We start from the raw sequence: 18,135 nt of genomic DNA, 5'->3' as shown, positions 1-18,135 counted from the left end.
CGGCGGCAGCGTCGGCTTGAAGCTTATGGTGTGTAGCTTGATTCCTGCGTCAGCCGACACATTTTGCGCCAACTGTGTAAAGTTATCTTTGGTCGTGCTAGTTTAATGTCAATTTTTCGTATGCGTGGGCAAAACGTCAGTCAGAACATAGAGTTGGCGCCACGTTTTAAAGCGGTTTGCACGGTGCTAAACCCCTTATTTTTCAGCATTTTTTATAGAGGCAAGGGATTACATGGAAATCGGTCTGCGCGAGTGGCTGATCGTCATCGGCATTATTGTAATAGCCGGTATTCTTTTTGATGGCTGGCGCCGTATGCGCGGCGGCAAGGGCAAGCTGAAATTCCGTCTGGACCGAAACCTGTCCAACCTGCCCGACGACGACGGCGCTGCCGAGCTGCTGGGGCCACCCCGTGTCCTGGATACCCATAAAGAGCCGCAACTGGACGAGCACGACCTGCCGTCGATGAGTGCTCCTGTCCGTGAAGCCCGCGAGCCGTCGTCCAAGCGCGGCAAGCGTGGCAGTGCTGCCGTGGCCGAGCCGCATCAGGGCGACCTGAACCTCGATGTCGACGAAGGCCCGAGCTTCAGCAGCCGTGATGGCGATTTCCCGGATGAGAGCCCGGCCAAGAGCACATCGCGTGAGTCCACCAAGGATCAGCCGGCGGCTGAAGAAGTGCTGGTGATCAGCGTGATCTGCCGCGACGCAGCCGGCTTCAAGGGCCCGGCGCTGTTGCAGAACATCCTGGAAAGCGGCCTGCGTTTTGGCGAGATGGATATTTTCCATCGTCACGAAAGCATGGCGGGCAATGGCGAAGTGCTGTTTTCCATGGCCAACGCAGTCAAGCCGGGCACTTTCGACCTGGACGATATCGACCTGTTCAGCACCCCGGCAGTGAGTTTCTTCCTGGGCCTGCCAGGCCCGCGCCACCCGAAACAGGCGTTCGACGTCATGGTGGCTGCAGCCCGCAAGCTGTCCCAGGAACTCAACGGCGAGCTCAAGGACGACCAGCGCAGTGTGCTGACCGCCCAGACCATCGAGCATTACCGTCAGCGTATCGTTGAGTTCGAGCGTCGTGCCCTGACACAGAAACGCTGAGGATTGGTCTTCAGCGTTGTCAGTAGAATCAAGCGCACCAACATTTGAGCAGCTTCGGCTGCTCTTTTGCTTTATGAGAGAACACCCATGACCGCCGCCCACACCCGCATCCTCGAATTGCGCGCTGAACTGGATCAGCACAACTACCGCTATCACGTGCTCGACGAGCCGAGCATTCCGGACGCCGAGTACGACCGGCTGTTCCATGAGCTCAAGGCCCTGGAAGCCGAGCACCCGGACCTGGTGACCCGCGATTCGCCGACGCAGCGGGTGGGCAGTGCGGCCTTGTCGGCCTTTACCCAGGTGCGGCACGAGATCCCGATGCTCAGTCTGGGCAACGCTTTTGATGAGGCCAGCATGCTGGAGTTCGATCGCCGGGTCACCGAGGGCCTCGACCTGCCGGTGGGCGATCTGTTTGGCGGTGGCGCGGCGGTGGAATACAGCTGTGAGCCGAAGCTCGATGGCCTGGCAGTCAGCCTGCTTTACCAAAACGGTGAGCTGGTGCGTGGCGCGACCCGTGGCGATGGCACCACTGGCGAGGATATCAGCGTGAATGTGCGCACCGTGCGCAATATCCCGTTGAAACTGCATGGCAGCGGCTGGCCGGCGACCCTGGAAGTGCGCGGCGAAGTATTCATGTCCAAGACCGGCTTCGAGCGCTTGAATGCCACGCAACTGGAAGTCGGCGGCAAAACCTTCGCCAACCCGCGCAACGCGGCGGCGGGTAGCCTGCGCCAACTCGACTCGAAGATCACTGCCAGCCGTCCGCTGGAATTCTGCTGCTACGGCGTGACCACGGATATCAGCGACACCCATATCGGCAACCTGCAGCAGTTGCAGAAGTGGGGCATGCCCATCAGCCATGAGCTGAAGCTGGCCAAGGGTATTGAGGATTGCCTGGAGTACTACCGCGATATCGGTGAGCGGCGTAACAGCCTGCCCTATGAAATCGACGGAGTGGTGTTCAAGGTCAACAGCATCGCCTATCAGCGTGAACTGGGCTTTCGCGCCCGCGAGCCACGCTGGGCCATCGCCCATAAGTTTCCGGCGATGGAAGAGCTGACCGAACTGCTGGACGTTGAATTCCAGGTTGGCCGCACCGGCGCCGTGACGCCAGTGGCGCGCTTGAAGCCGGTCAAGGTCGCTGGCGTGACCGTGTCCAATGCGACGTTGCACAACATGGACGAAGTGGCGCGCCTGGGCTTGATGATTGGCGACACCGTGATCATCCGCCGGGCCGGTGATGTGATCCCACAGGTCGTGTCGGTGGTTGCCGAGCGTCGCCCGGAAAATGCCCGTGCCGTACAGATCCCCGAGAACTGCCCGGTGTGCGGTTCCCATGTGGAGCGCACGCAACTGGTCAAGCGCAGCAAGGGCAAGGAAACCGTCAGCGAAGGCGCGGTGTATCGCTGTGTCGGGCGCCTGGCCTGTGGTGCGCAGCTCAAGCAGGCGATTATCCATTTTGTCTCGCGTCGGGCCATGGATATCGACGGCCTGGGCGACAAGACCATCGAGCAATTGGTCGATGAAAAGCTGATCGGCTCGCCCGCTGACCTTTACAAGCTTAAGTACGAACAGATCATCGACCTGGAAGGCTTTGCCGACGTTTCCAGCAAAAAGCTGATCGCCGCCATCGAAAACAGCAAGACCCCGACCCTGGCGCGCTTCATTTATGCCCTGGGTATTCCCGATGTGGGCGAGGAAACCGCCAAGGTGCTGGCGCGCTCCCTGGCGTCCCTTGAGCGCGTGCAGCAAGCCTTGCCGGAAGTACTGACGTACTTGCCGGATGTTGGCCTGGAAGTGGCTCACGAGATTCACAGCTTCTTTGAAGACAGTCACAACCAGCAGGTGATCGGCGCGCTGCTGTCGCCAGATGAATGCGGCCTGCAGTTGCAGGATCAGGGTGAGCTCAGCGCCGAGTTCGCTGCCAGCACGACCTTGGGCGGGCTCCTCGACAAGTTGCACGTGCCAAGCGTCGGCCCGGGCGCCGCGCAGAAACTTGCAGACAAGTTTGGCACCCTGGAAGGTGTGATCAAGGCCGACTGGCTCGACATGCGCCAGGCCTTGCCTGAAAAGCAAGCCAAGGCTGTGCGCGACTTCTTCGACAATCCGGATAACGCCAGCCGTGCCTTTGACATCGAGCAGCAGCTCAAGGATTTCGGCATGCACTGGCAGAGCGAGAAGAAGGTGGTCGAGGGTTTGCCTGAAGCGGGCCATACCTGGGTGCTCACCGGCTCCCTGGAGTTGATGAGCCGCGACGTGGCCAAGGAAAAGCTTGAAAGCCTGGGCGCCAAGGTGGCGGGCTCGGTGTCGGCGAAAACCCATTGTGTGGTGGCGGGGCCGGGGGCTGGGTCGAAATTGGCCAAGGCCAGCGAGCTGGGGTTGAAGGTGTTGGACGAGGAGGCTTTCGTTGCCTTCCTGGCCGGCCACAACATCACCTGATACGCATCCTGTAGGCGCTGGCTTGCCGGTGATGGCGTCCTTAAGGGTCTCATCGCCGGCAAGGTCCTGGGAACGATCTTCGATCACGGATGATCTAGTCTTGGGCACGCCCCTGGAGAGATCGCCATGTTCCGCTATTTCGAGCAACTCAGTTCGCGCATCGCTGCACCGTTCATGGCCGGGACTTCGCGCAACAGCAAGGTGTGGCAATGCCGTTGCGGGCAATCTCTGTTCTTTCGCAACAGCCAATGCCTGGCCTGTTCGGCGCGGCTGGGCTACTTGCCCTGGCAAAGCCGGCTGTCGTCCCTGCAGCCGGGGCCCGTCGTCGATACCTGGCTACAGGACGACAACCTTGACGCCGGTGCCTTCCGTCGCTGCACCAACCTCGACACTCCGGCCGCCTGCAATTGGTTGGTCCCGGCCCACGGCACTGCATCGCTGTGCGTGGCGTGCAGCCTTAATCGCACCATCCCCGACCTGTCGGTCCCGGAAAACCCCGAGCGCTGGCGCAAAGTTGAAACCGCCAAGCGCCGGCTGGTGGCGCAATTGATCAGCCTGGGGTTGCAGGTGATCCCCAAGTCTGTCGATGAACATACCGGCCTGGCTTTCGACTTCGTGGGAATAGACTTGGAAGGCAATGCCCCCACCACTGGACATGCCGACGGTTTGATCACCCTGGATATCAAAGAGGCTGACGACGAGCACCGTGAGAAAATTCGCGTGCAGATGCGTGAGCCGTACCGCACCTTGCTCGGCCATTTCCGGCATGAAGTCGGACACTATTACTGGGATCGCCTGATTGCCAACAGCCACTGGCTTGAGCCATTTCGCAACCTGTTCGGCGACGAACGCGCCAGCTACGCCGACGCTCTCGACCGGCACTACCAGCACGGCCCGCGCCCGGACTGGCAGCAAACCTGCGTCAGCGCCTACGCCACCATGCACCCTTGGGAAGACTGGGCAGAAACCTGGGCTCACTACCTGCACATGATGGACGCCGTCGATACCGCCCTGGGCTTTGGCATGAGTGCGCGGGAGATGGACCTGGATTACCAGCCATTCCCCCTGACTACCCTCTATGACCCGCAGCACCCAGGCGGGGCGGCGTTCCTGTCGTTCGTCAACGCGTGGATCGAATTGGCCGGCATGCTCAACGAGCTGTCCCGCAGCATGGGGCAGCCGGACTTCTACCCGTTTGTACTCCCCCCGGCGGTGATCACCAAGTTGCATTTCATTCACTTGGTCATCCAGGAGGAGGGCGGTCGGGTCGACGAAGCCGTCTTGCTGTAGGCGCTGGCTTGCCGGCGATAGTGGTATGCCAGGCATCGGTGTGATAACCGCCAGGCCGCCATCGCTGGCAAGCCAGCGCCTACAGTAGAGAGGGGGCATGTACCGCCAGCGCAGACAAGTACTTGAACCTCATAAGATTTTTAATCCTGCACCAACGGTTGTAACTTCCGATGAGATCGGTACAATGGCCCCGCTTGCCGAGAGGCCAGTGTCGTTATGGTGACCCCATCGGTCCCCCCGCAACGATTACCCGTGAACCTGGTCAGATCCGGAAGGAAGCAGCCACAGCGGGAACATTGTGTGCCGGGGTGTGGCTGGTGGGGTTGCCTCCATAACGCTCTCCTTCGCAATCCCCCTCCTGTTTGCATCAACTTTCAATGCGTTAGCGTTTTCGCTTGTCCCTGCCTATTGTGCTGTGGGGCAAAGCATCCGTACGCCGCGATTTCTCGCGGCGTTTTCGTGTTTGGCGATCAGCTTTGGCTGTGGTTGAAGAGCGTGCGCGCAGGTGCCGATCTTGCCGGCAGCGTCATCGGCGACCCGCGCGGTGTGCTGACAAAAGGCGTTGCCCAGCGCCTGTCAGGGAGGGGCTGTCCGGTCGGATCATGTCTGGAGGCTAAGGGCAGGCAGCATCAGCGGCCTGCTTCTGTTATGTCGTGCGAGCTCTAAGGCTTGGACAAGGCCTGGTCTACCGCCGCTATCAGCTTTCCCAGATCCTTCGGGGTGGCCTTATGAATGACACCGAACAGATAAGCGCGCTGTTCGTCTTCATCGCCCAGATCGGCAAAAAAGACTTTCAGCTTCACTCCCAGAGCCTCCGCAAACAAGAACAGAGCGTCAACGCTGGGTGTATAGGTGCCGGTTTCGAAGCGGCTGATGGTTTTGGGGTCAAAACCGGTTTTCTCACCTAGTTCAGCCTGAGTAAGCCCCGCTACCTTTCGGTAGCGCCTGATGGCTGGACCCAAACTTGAAATTTGCATCGCTCAATTCCCATTTAGAATCAAGAACTTAACGATAAATATTGGCATTAGGCAACGGCACGCACCATCACCTTTTCTTGCAAAATGTGATGTAATTCGTAGAATCGGCGTTTAGGACAAGTATTTGGCGGTGTCGTTTCACAGGGCAGCTTTATGAAACAGGAAATCATTGCTTTCTCCTCACTTTCATAAAGGTAGTTGCAAAACAGTGGCTTGGCCGCAGCGCCAGGCTCGCCCTTGCGTGCCCATGCAACGCCTGCCTTTCACACCAGACGCTCGAATTAAAGCCTAGTTGATCTTCGTCAAATCGAAGGTCAGGTGCTGGGCAAAACCTGGTTTGGCTGCCGAATGGGGCCAGCCAGCCGATTGACGGTTTAGCCGTCTGGAAATACCCCTCTACCTGCCGGAATCTACCCGATCCCGGAGCGGTAGATCGAATGCTGTCCATGGAGCTTTAAAGTGCGCGTCAATTTGCCGGTCACCACTGTTGAACAGACTTTCGGGGAGCAGCAACGGCTGATTTCCGCGACGGACATCAACAGCCACATAACCTACTGCAACGCCGAGTTTGCTGCCATGAGCGGCTTTACCCAGGCCGAGTTGATCGGCAGTACCCACAACCTGGTGCGCCACCCGGACATGCCGCCCGCTGTGTTTGAACTGATGTGGCGTTACCTCAAGGCCGGCCAGAGCTGGATGGGTGTGGTCAAGAATCGTTGCAAAAATGGCAATTTCTATTGGGTCAGCGCCTATGTGACGCCGATTCTCGAACAAGGGCGGCTGGTAGGGTATGAGTCGGTGCGGGTCAAGCCGACCCGCGAGCAGGTCCGGCGTGCCGAAGCGCTCTACACCCGTTTGCGTGCCGGGCGTTCTGCGGTTTCGTTGCAGCAGCGTCTGGGCCAGGTCGGCAATGCGCTGGTCGTACCCGCCTTGGCGGCGGTGGTTGCGGGTGGCGCAGTGCAATGGCTGCCGACCGGCTGGGCGCAGACGTCGACCGCGCTGCTGTTTCTCGGCCTGGGTGCCTGGGCGCACCTGCGCCTGGGGCAGCAACTCAAGCAAATTGTCGAACACACGCCCACTACCTTTTCCGACCCCATCAGCGCTATGACCTACAGCGATGCGCTGGGTCCGGCCGCGCAGTTGGAGATGATCCTGATCAGTGAAGAGGCGCGCCTGAAAACTGCCCTCACACGGCTCAGTGATCTGGCCACCCAGATGGCCGAGGCGGCCACCGATTCCAGCGTGTTGTCGGGGAATACCGAGTCGGCGCTGCTGGAACAGCGCGCTGAAACCGATATGACTGCCGCTGCCATGACCGAAATGGCAGCGTCCATCGCCGAAGTGGCGACGCATGTACAGCAGACGGCCAGCGAAGCCCGCACCGCCAATGACCTGGCCGGGCACGGCAGCCAGGTGGTCGGCACCACGCGTGAGGCGATCCAGTTGCTGGCGGCCACCGTCACCCAGATCAACCAGGCGGTGGGTCATTTGGCTGGCCAGACCCAGGAAATTCGCGTGGCCGCCAGCATGATCCAGGCCATCGCCGACCAGACCAATCTACTGGCCCTGAATGCCGCCATCGAAGCGGCGCGGGCCGGCGAGCAGGGGCGTGGCTTTGCCGTGGTGGCCGATGAAGTGCGGGCGCTGGCGGGCAAGACCCGTGAGTCGACCGAGCAGATCCAGGGCATCATCCAGAATCTGCGCGCCGGAGCCGACGAGGCCGTTGAAATTGCCAGTACCGGCATTCACGAAGCCGAGCAGGGCGTGCAGCAGGTCTTGCAAGCGCAACAGGCACTGCTGGGCATTCGCCAGGCGGTGGAACGCATTACCGGCATGAGTCAGCAAATGGCTGCAGCCTCACAGGAACAATCCCACGTCGCAGAGGATGTTTCACAACAGATCAATAACGTCGCGGCCACGGTACAAAAGACAGCGGGCAATGCCAACGCTGCAGTCACCCGTGGCCGGGAACTTGAAAGCATCTCTTCCGGGTTGCGTGCCCTGGTCGAGCGGTTCAACCGCTAGCCACCTAGAGCCTCATTCATGGACGAGAAATACCGCAGGGCCGTGGATGCCGCCGCCATTTTCTCCGAGACAGATCTCACCGGCCGCATCACCTACGTCAACGACCAATTCTGCGGCATGTCCGGCTACAGCCGCGACGAGTTGCTGGGACGCAACCACCGGATCCTCAGTTCCGGGCTGCATCCTGCCGGATTTTTCCAGGGGATGTGGCGCACCATCACCGAGGGTAAGGTCTGGCGCGGGGAAATCTGCAACCGCGCCAAGGATGGTTCGTTGTATTGGGTCGACAGCACCATGGTGCCGTTGGTCGATGAGCGTACCGGCAAGGTGCAAAAGTACGTGTCGATTCGTTTTGATGTCAGCGAAAAGCGCCAGTTGCTGCAGACCTTGCAATGGCGGGTCGGCCACGATGTGCTGACCGGGTTGCCCAACCGCGCCTACCTCTCCGAATTGCTGGTGCAGTCTTTGGAGTTTTCCCGCAGCGAGCATATCCCCCTGGCGGTGTGCATGCTCGACCTGGACGGCTTCAAGGCGGTCAACGACGGCTACGGCCATGCCTCTGGCGACCTGTTGCTGGTGGAGGTGGCCAGTCGCCTGCGTGACATCATCCGTGGCGAAGATGTGGTCGCCAGGCTTGCCGGTGACGAGTTCGTGCTGATCCTGCGCTACGTGCGCGATGCCGAGGAGTTGAACCGCGCGTTGCGGCGCATCCTCACGGCCATTTCCGAGCCTTACTCGATCCTGGGGGCGCAGATCAACGTGTTTGCCAGTATTGGCGTCACGCTGTTCCCGTTGGATGACGAGGATGCCGATACCCTGCTGCGCCATGCCGACCAGGCGATGTATGTGGCCAAGCAGAGTGGTCGCAACCGCTACCAACTGTTTGACGTGTCCCTGGAGCAGGAGGTCAAGGCCACCCATCAGACCGTGCAGCAGATTCGCCAGGCCCTGGCGGCGGGGGAGTTGTGCCTGCACTTCCATCCCAAGATTAACCTGCGCCGCCGCGAGGTCGTGGGGTTCGAGGCATTGCTGCGCTGGCAGCACCCGATCCGCGGCTTGGTATCGCCCAAGGACTTCCTGTCCTTGATCGAGCAGACCGACCTGATCGTCGATGTCGGCGAGTGGGTCATGGACCAGGTACTGGCGCAGATGCGCCAATGGCAAGAAGCCGGGCATTGTTGGCCGGTCAGCGTGAACATCGCGGCGCGGCATTTCCAGCGCGCGGATTTTGTCGAGCGCCTGCAACAGCTGCTGGCCCAGCACCCCGACGTCGCGCCGCACATGCTTGACCTGGAGATTGCCGAGTCGGTGGCCATCGACCATATCCAGCGGGTCACCGAGCACCTTGCGGCCTGCCAGGCGCTGGGGGTGCGGTTTTCCCTGGATGACTTTGGTACTGGCTATTCGTCCCTCAGCTACCTCAAGCGCCTGCCGACCCAGACCATCAAGATCGACAAGTCGTTTGTGCGCGACATCCTCCACGACAAGGACGATCTGGCCCTGACCCAGGCGGTAATCGGCCTGGCCCGGGCATTTGGCCGCGAGGTGATCGCCGAGGGCCTGGAAACACTGGAGCATGGTCAACTGTTGCTGCGCATGGGGTGCGAAGTGGCCCAGGGTTACTGTTTCGCCCAGCCTATGCCGGCTGTCGAGGTGCCGGCCTGGGTTGCCGGTTTTGATCTGCCCGCCTATGGCGACGGTGCTGAGGGTTGAGACCGTCCGGTGTAGAGCTTGATGATTTCGTCGACCTCTCCGGACGTTTTCATACGCAGCAACGTGCGTAAAATGCGCCGGACGGGGAGGGATGGGTCGTTGCGCACGTAGCAGCCCAGGCTCTGCTCTTCGATCACAGCGACAGCGTGCAGTCTTCGCCCCACGGGCAATTGCTGATTGAAGCGCTCCAGGGTCCATTCGGTGGTGACCGCGTACTTGAAGCGTCCCGCCACCAGTTTGTGCAGCACTTGCTCCTCGCTGCGGGCGTCGTCGCGCTTGAGTTGGCCGTTGGCGAACAGCGGCTCGAGGGTCGGGTAGCGGTAGTTGAGCACTGTGCCGATGTTCTGTGTCGCCAGTTTCGCCACGTTCACCGACAGCGGCGGTATATGGGCGCTGGCCAGCACATTGCGTTGCACCCATAGCGGAATGCTCCAGGCGTAATCGCCTGACGGATTGTTGAGCCAGGCTTGTGCGACGTAGCAGCGCACATCGATTTCGCCATGTTCCATCGCCGGGGCGATACGGGCCCGGGCCAGTACCTGGAACTGCGCCGGATGGCCGACCTGGGTCGCCAGGCTTAACATCAAGTCATACAAGATGCCCTGGGTCGGCTGGCCGCCCTCGATCTGCACCATGGGCATGGCCCAACTGTCGGAAATGGCGAAGCGCAACGGGGTCGGCGCCGCCATGCTCAGTGTGGTGACCATCCATAAGGCGCCCAGGACTACGCGCATAAACTCTCCGGGATCAGCCCTTTGAAGGGCAAGCCAATACCAGCTTAGTCAGATTAGGCGAGCGTGCCGGATGCAATTTCCCCCCTGCTCCGCTAGCATTACGGGCTTCCGCTTCCCAGTTGCGACGGTTTTCGATGAGTTATCAGGTTCTTGCACGTAAATGGCGCCCGCGCTCGTTCCGCGAAATGGTCGGCCAGACCCATGTGCTCAAGGCTCTGATCAATGCCTTGGACAGCCAGCGGTTGCACCACGCCTACCTGTTCACCGGCACGCGCGGGGTGGGCAAAACCACCATTGCACGGATCATTGCCAAGTGTCTGAACTGTGAGACGGGTATCACTTCGACCCCCTGTGGTACCTGCTCGGTATGCCGGGAGATCGACGAAGGGCGTTTTGTCGACCTGATCGAGATCGACGCCGCGAGCCGTACCAAGGTCGAGGACACCCGCGAACTGCTCGACAACGTGCAGTATGCCCCTAGCCGTGGGCGCTTCAAGGTCTACCTGATCGACGAAGTGCACATGCTCTCCAGCCATTCCTTCAACGCCCTGTTGAAAACCCTGGAGGAGCCGCCGCCCTACGTTAAATTCATCCTGGCCACCACCGATCCTCAGAAACTTCCTGCAACGATTTTGTCGCGCTGCCTGCAGTTCTCCCTGAAGAACATGACCCCCGAGCGGGTGGTCGAGCATTTGACACACGTGCTGGGTGTGGAGAACGTGCCGTTCGAAGACGACGCGCTGTGGCTGCTGGGCCGTGCCGCCGATGGTTCGATGCGTGATGCCATGAGCCTGACCGACCAGGCGATTGCCTTCGGCGAAGGCAAGGTCATGGCCACCGATGTGCGTGCCATGCTTGGCACCCTCGATCACGGCCAGGTCTTTGACGTGTTGCATGCGCTGATCGAAGGCGATGCCAAGGCCTTGCTGGAAGCTGTCCGCCATTTGTCGGAACAGGGCCCGGACTGGAATGGCGTGCTCTCGGAAATTCTCAATGTGCTGCACCGTGTCGCTATCGCCCAGGCGCTGCCTGAAGGCGTCGATAACGGCCATGGCGACCGCGATCGTGTGTTGGCCCTGGCCCGGGCATTGCCGGCCGAAGATGTGCAGTTTTACTACCAGATGGGCCTTATCGGCCGTCGCGACCTGCCGTTGGCACCCGACCCGCGCGGCGGGTTTGAAATGGTCATGCTGCGCATGCTGGCGTTCCGCCCGGCAGACACCGCCGACGCGCCGAGACAGCCGCTAAAGCCAGTGGGAATCAGCCAGGCCACAGTTGATTCCGCCAAACCAGTGGCTGGCGCGGCGGTCGTCGCGCCAGTGATTGCGCCGGAACCTGTGACAGCCACGCCCGCTCCAGTCGCCGATGAGCCTGTGGCACCTGTGGCAGCGCCGGAGCCGGTTGCCGAGCCTGAGCCCGCGCCTGTGGTCGATCTGCCGTGGAACGACCCGGCAGAGGCCGCGGCCGAGCTGGCACCTGCGGTCGAACCGGTGCTGGAAACCACCGGCGAGCAGCCTGAGTTGACGCCGATGCCGACGCCGACCCCCGACAGCGTGGTGCCGGACGCGCCGGAATGGGTCTCGGCCCCCGTGCCCGAGCCGACCATGGCTGAAGTGGATGCGGCCACCCCCGGCATCGACCTGGATGACGAGCCGCCGCTGGACGAAGATTACATCGAGCCGGACATGGATTCGGCCTATAGCTACCTGGACGATCTCGCCAGCGAGCACACCGCCGAGCCTGCGCCCGAGCCCGAGGCGGAACCGGCCGCGATGCCGGCCACCGGCCTGGCCCTGCAATGGCTGGAGCTGTTCCCGAAATTGTCGATCTCCGGCATGACCGGGAGCATCGCAGCCAACTGCACGCTGATCGCAGTCGAGGGTGATCACTGGCTGTTGCACCTGGACCCGGCCCACAGTGCCCTGTTCAATGCGACTCAGCAGCGCCGGCTCAACGATGCCCTGAACCAGTTCCACGAACGCACCCTGACGGTGACCATCGAGCTGATCAAGCCCGAGCAGGAAACCCCGGCCCAGGCCGCGACCCGTCGCCGTCTCAACCGCCAGCGTGAGGCCGAGGAGTCGATCCACGCCGATCCACTCATCCAGCAGATGATGGAGCAGTTTGGCGCGGTGGTGCGCCACGATACTATTGAGCCCGTCGAAGCCCAGGCTGCAGCGGGCTGATAATTGAAGGCGCCGTGCCCGTAGGTTCGGCGCCGTATTGATCCACGTACTTTTGAGGTGATTCCCATGATGAAAGGTGGCATGGCCGGCCTGATGAAGCAGGCGCAGCAGATGCAAGAAAAAATGGCCAAGATGCAGGAAGAGCTGGCCAACGCCGAAGTCACCGGTAAAGCCGGTGGCGATATGGTCAGCGTGGTGATGACCGGTCGTCACGACATCAAGCGCGTGAGCATCGACCCAAGCGTATTGCCGGGCGTCGGCGAAGACGACCTGGAAATGCTCGAAGCCCTGTTCGCCGCGGCCGTCAACGACGCCGTGCGCAAGATCGAAGCCAACAGCCAGGACAAAATGTCCGGCATGACCGCGGGCATGCAACTGCCACCGGGCATGAAGCTGCCGTTCTGACGCGGCTAGCGTGAAACTGAAAATGCCAGGCCTTGTGCCTGGCATTTTTGTTTGTGTCGGGCACAATCGAACGCCTGCATTGCAACAGTTGTCTGCACCCTATACCGCTGAATTCAATCACCGATATAAAGGAGCCTCGCTGATGACCCAAGCCATGACCCTTAACCAGCGCATTGTCCTGGTATCCCGCCCACACGGTGCGCCCGTGCCGGAAAATTTCCGCCTGGAGCGTGTGGCGCTGCCGGACCTGGCAGACGGCCAGGTCCTGCTCAAGACCCTGTTCCTGTCCCTGGACCCCTACATGCGGGGGCGCATGAGTGATGCGCCGTCCTACGCGGCGCCAGTGGAAATCGGCGAGGTGATGACTGGCGGTGCTGTGAGCCGTATCGAACAGTCGCGCAACCCCAAGTTCGAAGTGGGTGACCTGGTGGTCGGCGCCACTGGCTGGCAAAGCCATAGCATCAGCGATGGGCGCAACCTGATCCCGGTGCCCAAGGGCCTGCCAAGCCCGTCCATGGCCCTTGGTGTGCTGGGCATGCCCGGCATGACGGCCTACATGGGGCTGATGGACATCGGCCAGCCCAGGGCCGGGGAAACCCTGGTGGTTGCGGCAGCCTCCGGCGCCGTGGGCTCGGTGGTCGGCCAGGTGGCCAAGCTCAAGGGCCTGCGGGTGGTCGGCATCGCGGGCGGCGCGGACAAGTGCCGCTACGTGGTGGATGAACTGGGTTTTGACGCCTGTATCGACCACAAGAGCGCAGATTTTGCCGAAGAATTGGCCCTGGCCTGTTTCAAAGGGGTGGATATCTATTTTGAAAACGTCGGGGGCAAGGTCTTCGACGCGGTGTTGCCGCTGCTCAATGCCAAGGCGCGGATTCCCCTGTGCGGCCTGATTGCCGGTTACAACGCCCATGAAGCGCCCACCGGCCCCGATCGGCTGCCGACGTTGCAACGCACCCTGCTGACCAAGCGCGTGCGCATTCAGGGTTTTATCGTGTTCGACGATTATGGCGACCGCCATCCCGAATTTATCAGCGCCATGGCGCCCTGGGTGCGTGAGGGCAAGGTCAAGTTCCGCGAAGACGTGGTCGATGGCCTGGAGCAGGCTCCCGAGGCTTTTATCGGGCTGTTGGAAGGGCGCAACTTTGGCAAGTTGGTCGTGCGTATTTGACGCTTATCCGAGGCGCGGGTATAAACCGCGTCTCGTTGTTTTGTCGGACCTTTGCCCCATGAGCTTCAGCCCTCTGATTCGTCAACTGATCGACGCCCTGCGCACCTTGCCGGGTGTGGGCCAGAAAACCGCCCAGCGTATGGCGCTGCAACTGCTGGAGCGTGACCGCAGCGGTGGCTCGCGGTTGGCCCAGGCCTTGAGCCAGGCCATGGAGGGGGTGGGCCATTGCCGCCAGTGCCGCACCCTTACCGAAGAAGAACTGTGCCCGCAATGCGCCGATCCCCGTCGCGACGACACGCTGCTGTGCGTGGTCGAAGGGCCGATGGACGTGTACGCGGTGGAGCAGACGGGGTATCGCGGGCGCTACTTCGTGCTCAAGGGCCACCTGTCGCCACTCGACGGTCTGGGGCCTGAGGCCATAGGCATTCCGCAGTTGGTGGCGCGCATTGAAGAGCAGGGCACCTTTACCGAGGTGATCCTGGCCACCAACCCGACGGTGGAAGGTGAGGCCACGGCGCACTACATCGCGCAGTTGCTGAGTAACAAAGGCCTGGTCACATCACGCATCGCCCATGGCGTGCCGCTGGGTGGTGAACTGGAACTGGTGGATGGCGGGACCCTGGCGCACTCGTTTGCCGGGCGCAAGCCGATCGCCCTCTAAGCCGCGCCGCAAATCCTTGTAGGAGCTGGCTTGCCAGCGATAGCGATTTGTCAGCCAACGGATACTTAGCTGACCCACCGCTACCGCTGGCAAGCCAGCTCCTACATTGGTTTTGCGTTTGGCTTGATAACCAAGCAAGCGCTTGGTAATTTCGCTCCACCTCTCCGTGGAGCTTGCCGATGCCTGCCTATCAGGAATACTTCGATCCCAGCCACCAATTGGTCCGCGACAGCGTGCGTCGTTTTGTCGAGCGCGAGATTCTGCCGGGCATCGAGCAATGGGAAGAGGCCGAACACTTCCCCCGGGAGCTGTACCTCAAGGCCGGTGCGGCGGGGATTCTCGGGATCGGATACCCCGAAGCCCTGGGCGGCAGCCACGAAGGTGATCTGTTCGCCAAGGTCGCCGCCAGCGAAGAACTGATGCGTTGTGGTTCCGGCGGCCTGGTGGCGGGGTTGGGGTCACTGGATATCGGCTTGCCGCCCATCGTCAAATGGGCACGCCCCGATGTCCGCGAGCGTGTGGCTCCACAGGTCTTGTCTGGCGAGAAGATCATGGCCCTGGCCGTCACCGAGCCCGGTGGCGGCTCCGATGTGGCAAGCCTGCAGACCCGAGCCGTGCGCGATGGCGATAGTTATCGGGTCAGTGGCAGCAAAACCTTCATCACCAGTGGCGTGCGCGCCGATTACTACACCGTCGCCGTGCGTACCGGCGGGCCGGGCTTTGCCGGGATCAGCCTGTTGTTGATCGAGAAGGGCACGCCTGGCTTCACCGTCGGTCAGCCGCTGAAGAAAATGGGTTGGTGGGCGTCGGACACTGCCGAGTTGTTCTTCGACCATTGCCAGGTGCCCGCAGGCAATCTGATTGGCGCTGAAAACATGGGCTTTGCCTGCATCATGGGCAACTTCCAGAGCGAACGCCTGGCCCTGGCATTGATGGCCAACATGACGGCCCAGCTGGCGTTGGAAGAGAGCTTGAGCTGGGCCGCCCAGCGTGAAGCCTTCGGCAAGCCGATTGGCAAGTTCCAGGTGCTCAAGCATCGCTTGGCCGAGATGGCCACGGCGGTCGAGGTTTCTCGCGAGTTCACCTATCGCCAGGCGGCGAAGATGGCGGCTGGCAAGAGTGTGATCAAGGAGATTTCCATGGCCAAGAACCTCGCCACCGACACTGCCGACCGCGTGACGTACGATGCGCTGCAGATCCTTGGCGGCCTTGGTTACATGCGTGGCAGCCTGGTGGAGCGGCTGTACCGTGATAACCGGATTCTGTCGATTGGTGGCGGAACGCGGGAAGTGATGAACGAAATCATCAGTAAGCAGATGGGCTTGTAATGGCTGCAGTTCTCACTGGCCTCATCGCGGGCAAGCCCGCTGCCACAGGAGATCGGGGCCCAATGCGGGAGCGGGCTTGCCCGCGATGAGGCCAGTAAAAACACCGCCAGTTAATGCTCGGTCAACCCAAACTGCGTCAAACAGAACGTAGGAATTCCCATATCCCCCAAACGCTGCGAGCCACCCAGTTCCGGCAAGTCAATAACTGCCGCCGCTTCGAAAATCCGTGCCCCCATGCGCCGCGCCAGGTTGGCTGCAGCAATCAGGGTGCCGCCGGTGGCGATCAGGTCATCGAACATCAACACCGAATCCCCTTCACACAGGCTGTCGGCGTGTACTTCAAGGAAGGCTTCACCGTATTCGGTCTGATAGCCCTCCGACAGCACCTGTGCCGGCAGCTTGCCTTGCTTGCGGAACAGGATCAGGGGCTTGTTCAGTTGATAGGCAATCACTGAGCCGATCAAAAAGCCCCGGGCATCCATCGCGCCGATGTGGCTGAACTCGGCTTCAACATACCGGTGGATAAAGGTGTCGGCCACCAGGCGCATGGCCTTGGGCGACTGGAACAGCGGCGTGATATCACGAAAGATCACCCCAGGCTTGGGGAAGTCGATGACGGGGCGAATCAGGGATTTGATGTCGAAGGAGTCGAAGGCCATCGTCGGGAGTCCTGGGAGCAAAGACTCGGCAGTATACCTGCGGCCTGGCCGGTTGGCTTGGCCGCAAGTGTCGCGCCCCTTGTCTGGCGATCAGCCGTCGAGGGAGCCGCCCGCCAGCGCGCAGAGTTGGATCGGGTCGAGGATGTGGACTTCCTTGCCCTCGGCGGCAATCAGCTCGTTTTGCTGGAAGCGGGTGAACACCCGGGACACGGTTTCCACCGCCAGGCCCAGGTAATTGCCGATTTCGTTGCGCGACATGCTCAGGCGGAACTGGTTGGCCGAGAAACCACGGGCGCGAAAGCGCGCCGACAGGTTGACCAGGAAGGTGGCAATCCGTTCGTCGGCAGTTTTTTTCGACAGCAGCAGCATCATTTGCTGGTCGTCACGGATTTCACGGCTCATCACGCGCATCAGTTGGCGGCGTAACTGTGGCAATTGCAGGGCCAGCTCATCCAGGCGCTCGAACGGAATCTCGCAGACCGAAGTGGTTTCCAGGGCCTGGGCCGACACGGGGTGAATCTCGGTGTCCATGCCCGACAGGCCAACCAGCTCGCTGGGCAGGTGGAAGCCGGTGATCTGCTCTTCGCCGCTGTCACTGAGGCTGAACGTTTTCAAGGCACCCGAGCGTACTGCATAGACGGAATCGAACTTGTCACCCTGGCGAAACAGGAACTCGCCTTTCTTCAGTGGGCGGCCACGTTTAACGATTTCGTCCAGCGCATCCATGTCTTCCAGATTCAACGAAAGTGGCAAGCAGAGGGGTGCCAGGCTGCAATCCTTGCAGTGAGCCTGGCTATGAGCGCGCAGTTTAACTGGCTCGGACATTTCTTAAATCCTTGTGGGAAAACACACATAAGACGTAAGGGTACCGCAATGAGGGACTGTCAGGCCAGCCTGTACAAAAAACCGGCAGGGGTATAAAGAATTTTACACAGCGGCCGATGGACTGCTAACGACCAAGAGCTTGGAGGCTCACATTATGCTTTCCATCGACGGTAATCTCCCGTCCCGCACCACGGTGCCGACGTTGCTTGAGCCGAAAAAAACCAGCGCCGCAGGCGTAGAGGCCGAGGCGGCTGCGCTTGGTGATACCAAGCCTGCCGAGGGCGTGAGCGTGACCTTTTCCGGGGCGTCGCTGAAGGCCGCCAACGCCGAGAAAGCGGCCAACAACGATATCGAAGAAAGCGGGCTGGACGAGAACGTGCAGAAACTGCTGAAAATGATCCGCCAGTTGAAGCAGCAGATCGCGGAAAAAATGGCTGAGATGACGGCGATCATGGCTGACAGGCGCCTGAGCCCGGATCAGGCCCAGGCGAAACTGGGCGGCGTGCAAGCCGCATTGGGCGGCCTGCAGGCCGCGTTGACTTCCGCCTATGCGTCCTTGAACGACGTGATGAAGAATTTGAGTGCCGAGGACGCGGTAAAAGCGGCGTCGCTGATCGCCAAGTAGG

General features: G+C 61.1%; 15 protein-coding genes, 1 other RNA gene and 1 pseudogene. 13 read left to right on the top strand and 4 right to left on the bottom strand.

Features of this window, described 5'->3' with window-relative positions:
- Window positions 1-232: 232 nt before the first annotated feature.
- The 4 genes from zipA to ffs all read left to right on the top strand — a co-directional run bounded on the left by zipA (window position 233) and on the right by ffs (window position 5,151).
- Window positions 233-1,096: a cell division protein ZipA gene (gene zipA / locus HZ99_RS08190; RefSeq protein ID WP_038442279.1), complete on the top strand. Its 864-nt coding sequence runs from the start codon at window positions 233-235 to the stop codon at window positions 1,094-1,096.
- A gap of 87 nt (window positions 1,097-1,183) precedes the next feature.
- On the top strand, window positions 1,184-3,538 hold the full coding sequence (ligA, locus tag HZ99_RS08185; protein WP_038442278.1) for an NAD-dependent DNA ligase LigA: 2,355 nt from the start codon (window positions 1,184-1,186) through the stop codon (window positions 3,536-3,538).
- Between the two features lie 126 nt (window positions 3,539-3,664).
- Window positions 3,665-4,828 carry a zinc-binding metallopeptidase family protein gene (locus HZ99_RS08180; RefSeq protein ID WP_038442276.1) on the top strand — a complete coding sequence of 388 codons (1,164 nt, stop codon included), beginning with the start codon at window positions 3,665-3,667 and terminating at the stop codon, window positions 4,826-4,828.
- A 226-nt stretch (window positions 4,829-5,054) separates the two neighbouring features.
- Window positions 5,055-5,151, top strand: an RNA gene (gene ffs, locus HZ99_RS27680) — signal recognition particle sRNA small type.
- Between the two features lie 339 nt (window positions 5,152-5,490).
- Here ffs and HZ99_RS08175 read toward each other — a convergent pair.
- The gene (locus HZ99_RS08175; protein ID WP_032863355.1) at window positions 5,491-5,805 is read right to left on the bottom strand and encodes a helix-turn-helix domain-containing protein; all 315 of its coding nucleotides are present in this window, start codon (window positions 5,803-5,805) and stop codon (window positions 5,491-5,493) included.
- Between the two features lie 459 nt (window positions 5,806-6,264).
- Here HZ99_RS08175 and HZ99_RS29530 point away from each other — a divergent pair.
- The 3 genes and pseudogenes from HZ99_RS29530 to HZ99_RS08165 all read left to right on the top strand — a co-directional run.
- Window positions 6,265-6,546, top strand: a pseudogene (locus HZ99_RS29530) (PAS domain-containing protein); the annotation flags it as partial.
- Between the two features lie 363 nt (window positions 6,547-6,909).
- Window positions 6,910-7,830, top strand: a complete 921-nt coding sequence (locus HZ99_RS29525) for a methyl-accepting chemotaxis protein (RefSeq protein ID WP_404942452.1) — start codon at window positions 6,910-6,912, stop codon at window positions 7,828-7,830.
- A gap of 18 nt (window positions 7,831-7,848) precedes the next feature.
- Window positions 7,849-9,543 (top strand): putative bifunctional diguanylate cyclase/phosphodiesterase, encoded by a 1,695-nt coding sequence (locus tag HZ99_RS08165; protein ID WP_038442274.1) that lies wholly within the window; start codon window positions 7,849-7,851, stop codon window positions 9,541-9,543.
- Here the strand turns inward: HZ99_RS08165 and HZ99_RS08160 are convergent.
- Entirely contained in the window at window positions 9,519-10,277 is a 759-nt protein-coding gene (locus HZ99_RS08160) for a substrate-binding periplasmic protein (protein ID WP_038442272.1), read from the bottom strand. The genes HZ99_RS08165 and HZ99_RS08160 overlap by 25 nt on opposite strands.
- Before the next feature lie 134 nt (window positions 10,278-10,411).
- On the opposite strand from HZ99_RS08160, the gene dnaX reads away from it, so the two are divergent.
- From dnaX to HZ99_RS08135, 5 genes are all read left to right on the top strand, one after another.
- The gene (gene dnaX, locus HZ99_RS08155) at window positions 10,412-12,463 is read left to right on the top strand and encodes a DNA polymerase III subunit gamma/tau (RefSeq protein WP_038442270.1); all 2,052 of its coding nucleotides are present in this window, start codon (window positions 10,412-10,414) and stop codon (window positions 12,461-12,463) included.
- 66 nt (window positions 12,464-12,529) lie between these two features.
- Window positions 12,530-12,868: a YbaB/EbfC family nucleoid-associated protein gene (locus HZ99_RS08150; RefSeq protein ID WP_038442269.1), complete on the top strand. Its 339-nt coding sequence runs from the start codon at window positions 12,530-12,532 to the stop codon at window positions 12,866-12,868.
- Between the two features lie 142 nt (window positions 12,869-13,010).
- A complete protein-coding gene (locus HZ99_RS08145; RefSeq protein ID WP_038442267.1) occupies window positions 13,011-14,036 on the top strand; it encodes an NADP-dependent oxidoreductase in 1,026 nt (341 codons plus the stop codon).
- Window positions 14,037-14,094: 58 nt separating this feature from the next.
- Window positions 14,095-14,697, top strand: coding sequence for a recombination mediator RecR (recR, locus tag HZ99_RS08140; protein ID WP_038442265.1), 603 nt, complete (start codon window positions 14,095-14,097; stop codon window positions 14,695-14,697).
- Window positions 14,698-14,876: 179 nt separating this feature from the next.
- Window positions 14,877-16,025 carry an acyl-CoA dehydrogenase family protein gene (locus HZ99_RS08135; RefSeq protein WP_038442263.1) on the top strand — a complete coding sequence of 383 codons (1,149 nt, stop codon included), beginning with the start codon at window positions 14,877-14,879 and terminating at the stop codon, window positions 16,023-16,025.
- 110 nt (window positions 16,026-16,135) lie between these two features.
- On the opposite strand, the gene HZ99_RS08130 is transcribed toward HZ99_RS08135, so the two are convergent.
- Both HZ99_RS08130 and fnr read right to left on the bottom strand, forming a co-directional pair.
- A complete protein-coding gene (locus HZ99_RS08130) occupies window positions 16,136-16,684 on the bottom strand; it encodes an adenine phosphoribosyltransferase (protein WP_038442261.1) in 549 nt (182 codons plus the stop codon).
- A gap of 90 nt (window positions 16,685-16,774) precedes the next feature.
- Window positions 16,775-17,509 carry a fumarate/nitrate reduction transcriptional regulator Fnr gene (gene fnr, locus HZ99_RS08125; RefSeq protein WP_032863348.1) on the bottom strand — a complete coding sequence of 245 codons (735 nt, stop codon included), beginning with the start codon at window positions 17,507-17,509 and terminating at the stop codon, window positions 16,775-16,777.
- Window positions 17,510-17,663: 154 nt separating this feature from the next.
- On the opposite strand from fnr, the gene HZ99_RS08120 reads away from it, so the two are divergent.
- Window positions 17,664-18,134, top strand: coding sequence for a hypothetical protein (locus tag HZ99_RS08120; protein WP_038442258.1), 471 nt, complete (start codon window positions 17,664-17,666; stop codon window positions 18,132-18,134).
- Window position 18,135 lies beyond the last annotated feature (1 nt).

The organism is Pseudomonas fluorescens (assembly GCF_000730425.1).
Lineage (GTDB): Bacteria > Pseudomonadota > Gammaproteobacteria > Pseudomonadales > Pseudomonadaceae > Aquipseudomonas > Aquipseudomonas fluorescens_X.
Note: the sequence above shows the minus strand (reverse complement) of the source record. Positions and strands in the feature narration are given on the sequence as shown.

Excerpts from the sequence above, each read along its gene's own strand:
- zipA (WP_038442279.1), top strand. The coding sequence starts at position 233 with ATGGAAATCGGTCTGCGCGAGTGGCTGATCGTCATCGGCATTATTGTA.
- ligA (WP_038442278.1), top strand. The coding sequence starts at position 1,184 with ATGACCGCCGCCCACACCCGCATCCTCGAATTGCGCGCTGAACTGGAT.
- HZ99_RS08180 (WP_038442276.1), top strand. The coding sequence starts at position 3,665 with ATGTTCCGCTATTTCGAGCAACTCAGTTCGCGCATCGCTGCACCGTTC.
- HZ99_RS08175 (WP_032863355.1), bottom strand. The coding sequence starts at position 5,805 with ATGCAAATTTCAAGTTTGGGTCCAGCCATCAGGCGCTACCGAAAGGTA.
- HZ99_RS29525 (WP_404942452.1), top strand. The coding sequence starts at position 6,910 with ATGACCTACAGCGATGCGCTGGGTCCGGCCGCGCAGTTGGAGATGATC.
- HZ99_RS08165 (WP_038442274.1), top strand. The coding sequence starts at position 7,849 with ATGGACGAGAAATACCGCAGGGCCGTGGATGCCGCCGCCATTTTCTCC.
- HZ99_RS08160 (WP_038442272.1), bottom strand. The coding sequence starts at position 10,277 with ATGCGCGTAGTCCTGGGCGCCTTATGGATGGTCACCACACTGAGCATG.
- dnaX (WP_038442270.1), top strand. The coding sequence starts at position 10,412 with ATGAGTTATCAGGTTCTTGCACGTAAATGGCGCCCGCGCTCGTTCCGC.
- HZ99_RS08150 (WP_038442269.1), top strand. The coding sequence starts at position 12,530 with ATGATGAAAGGTGGCATGGCCGGCCTGATGAAGCAGGCGCAGCAGATG.
- HZ99_RS08145 (WP_038442267.1), top strand. The coding sequence starts at position 13,011 with ATGACCCAAGCCATGACCCTTAACCAGCGCATTGTCCTGGTATCCCGC.
- recR (WP_038442265.1), top strand. The coding sequence starts at position 14,095 with ATGAGCTTCAGCCCTCTGATTCGTCAACTGATCGACGCCCTGCGCACC.
- HZ99_RS08135 (WP_038442263.1), top strand. The coding sequence starts at position 14,877 with ATGCCTGCCTATCAGGAATACTTCGATCCCAGCCACCAATTGGTCCGC.
- HZ99_RS08130 (WP_038442261.1), bottom strand. The coding sequence starts at position 16,684 with ATGGCCTTCGACTCCTTCGACATCAAATCCCTGATTCGCCCCGTCATC.
- fnr (WP_032863348.1), bottom strand. The coding sequence starts at position 17,509 with ATGTCCGAGCCAGTTAAACTGCGCGCTCATAGCCAGGCTCACTGCAAG.
- HZ99_RS08120 (WP_038442258.1), top strand. The coding sequence starts at position 17,664 with ATGCTTTCCATCGACGGTAATCTCCCGTCCCGCACCACGGTGCCGACG.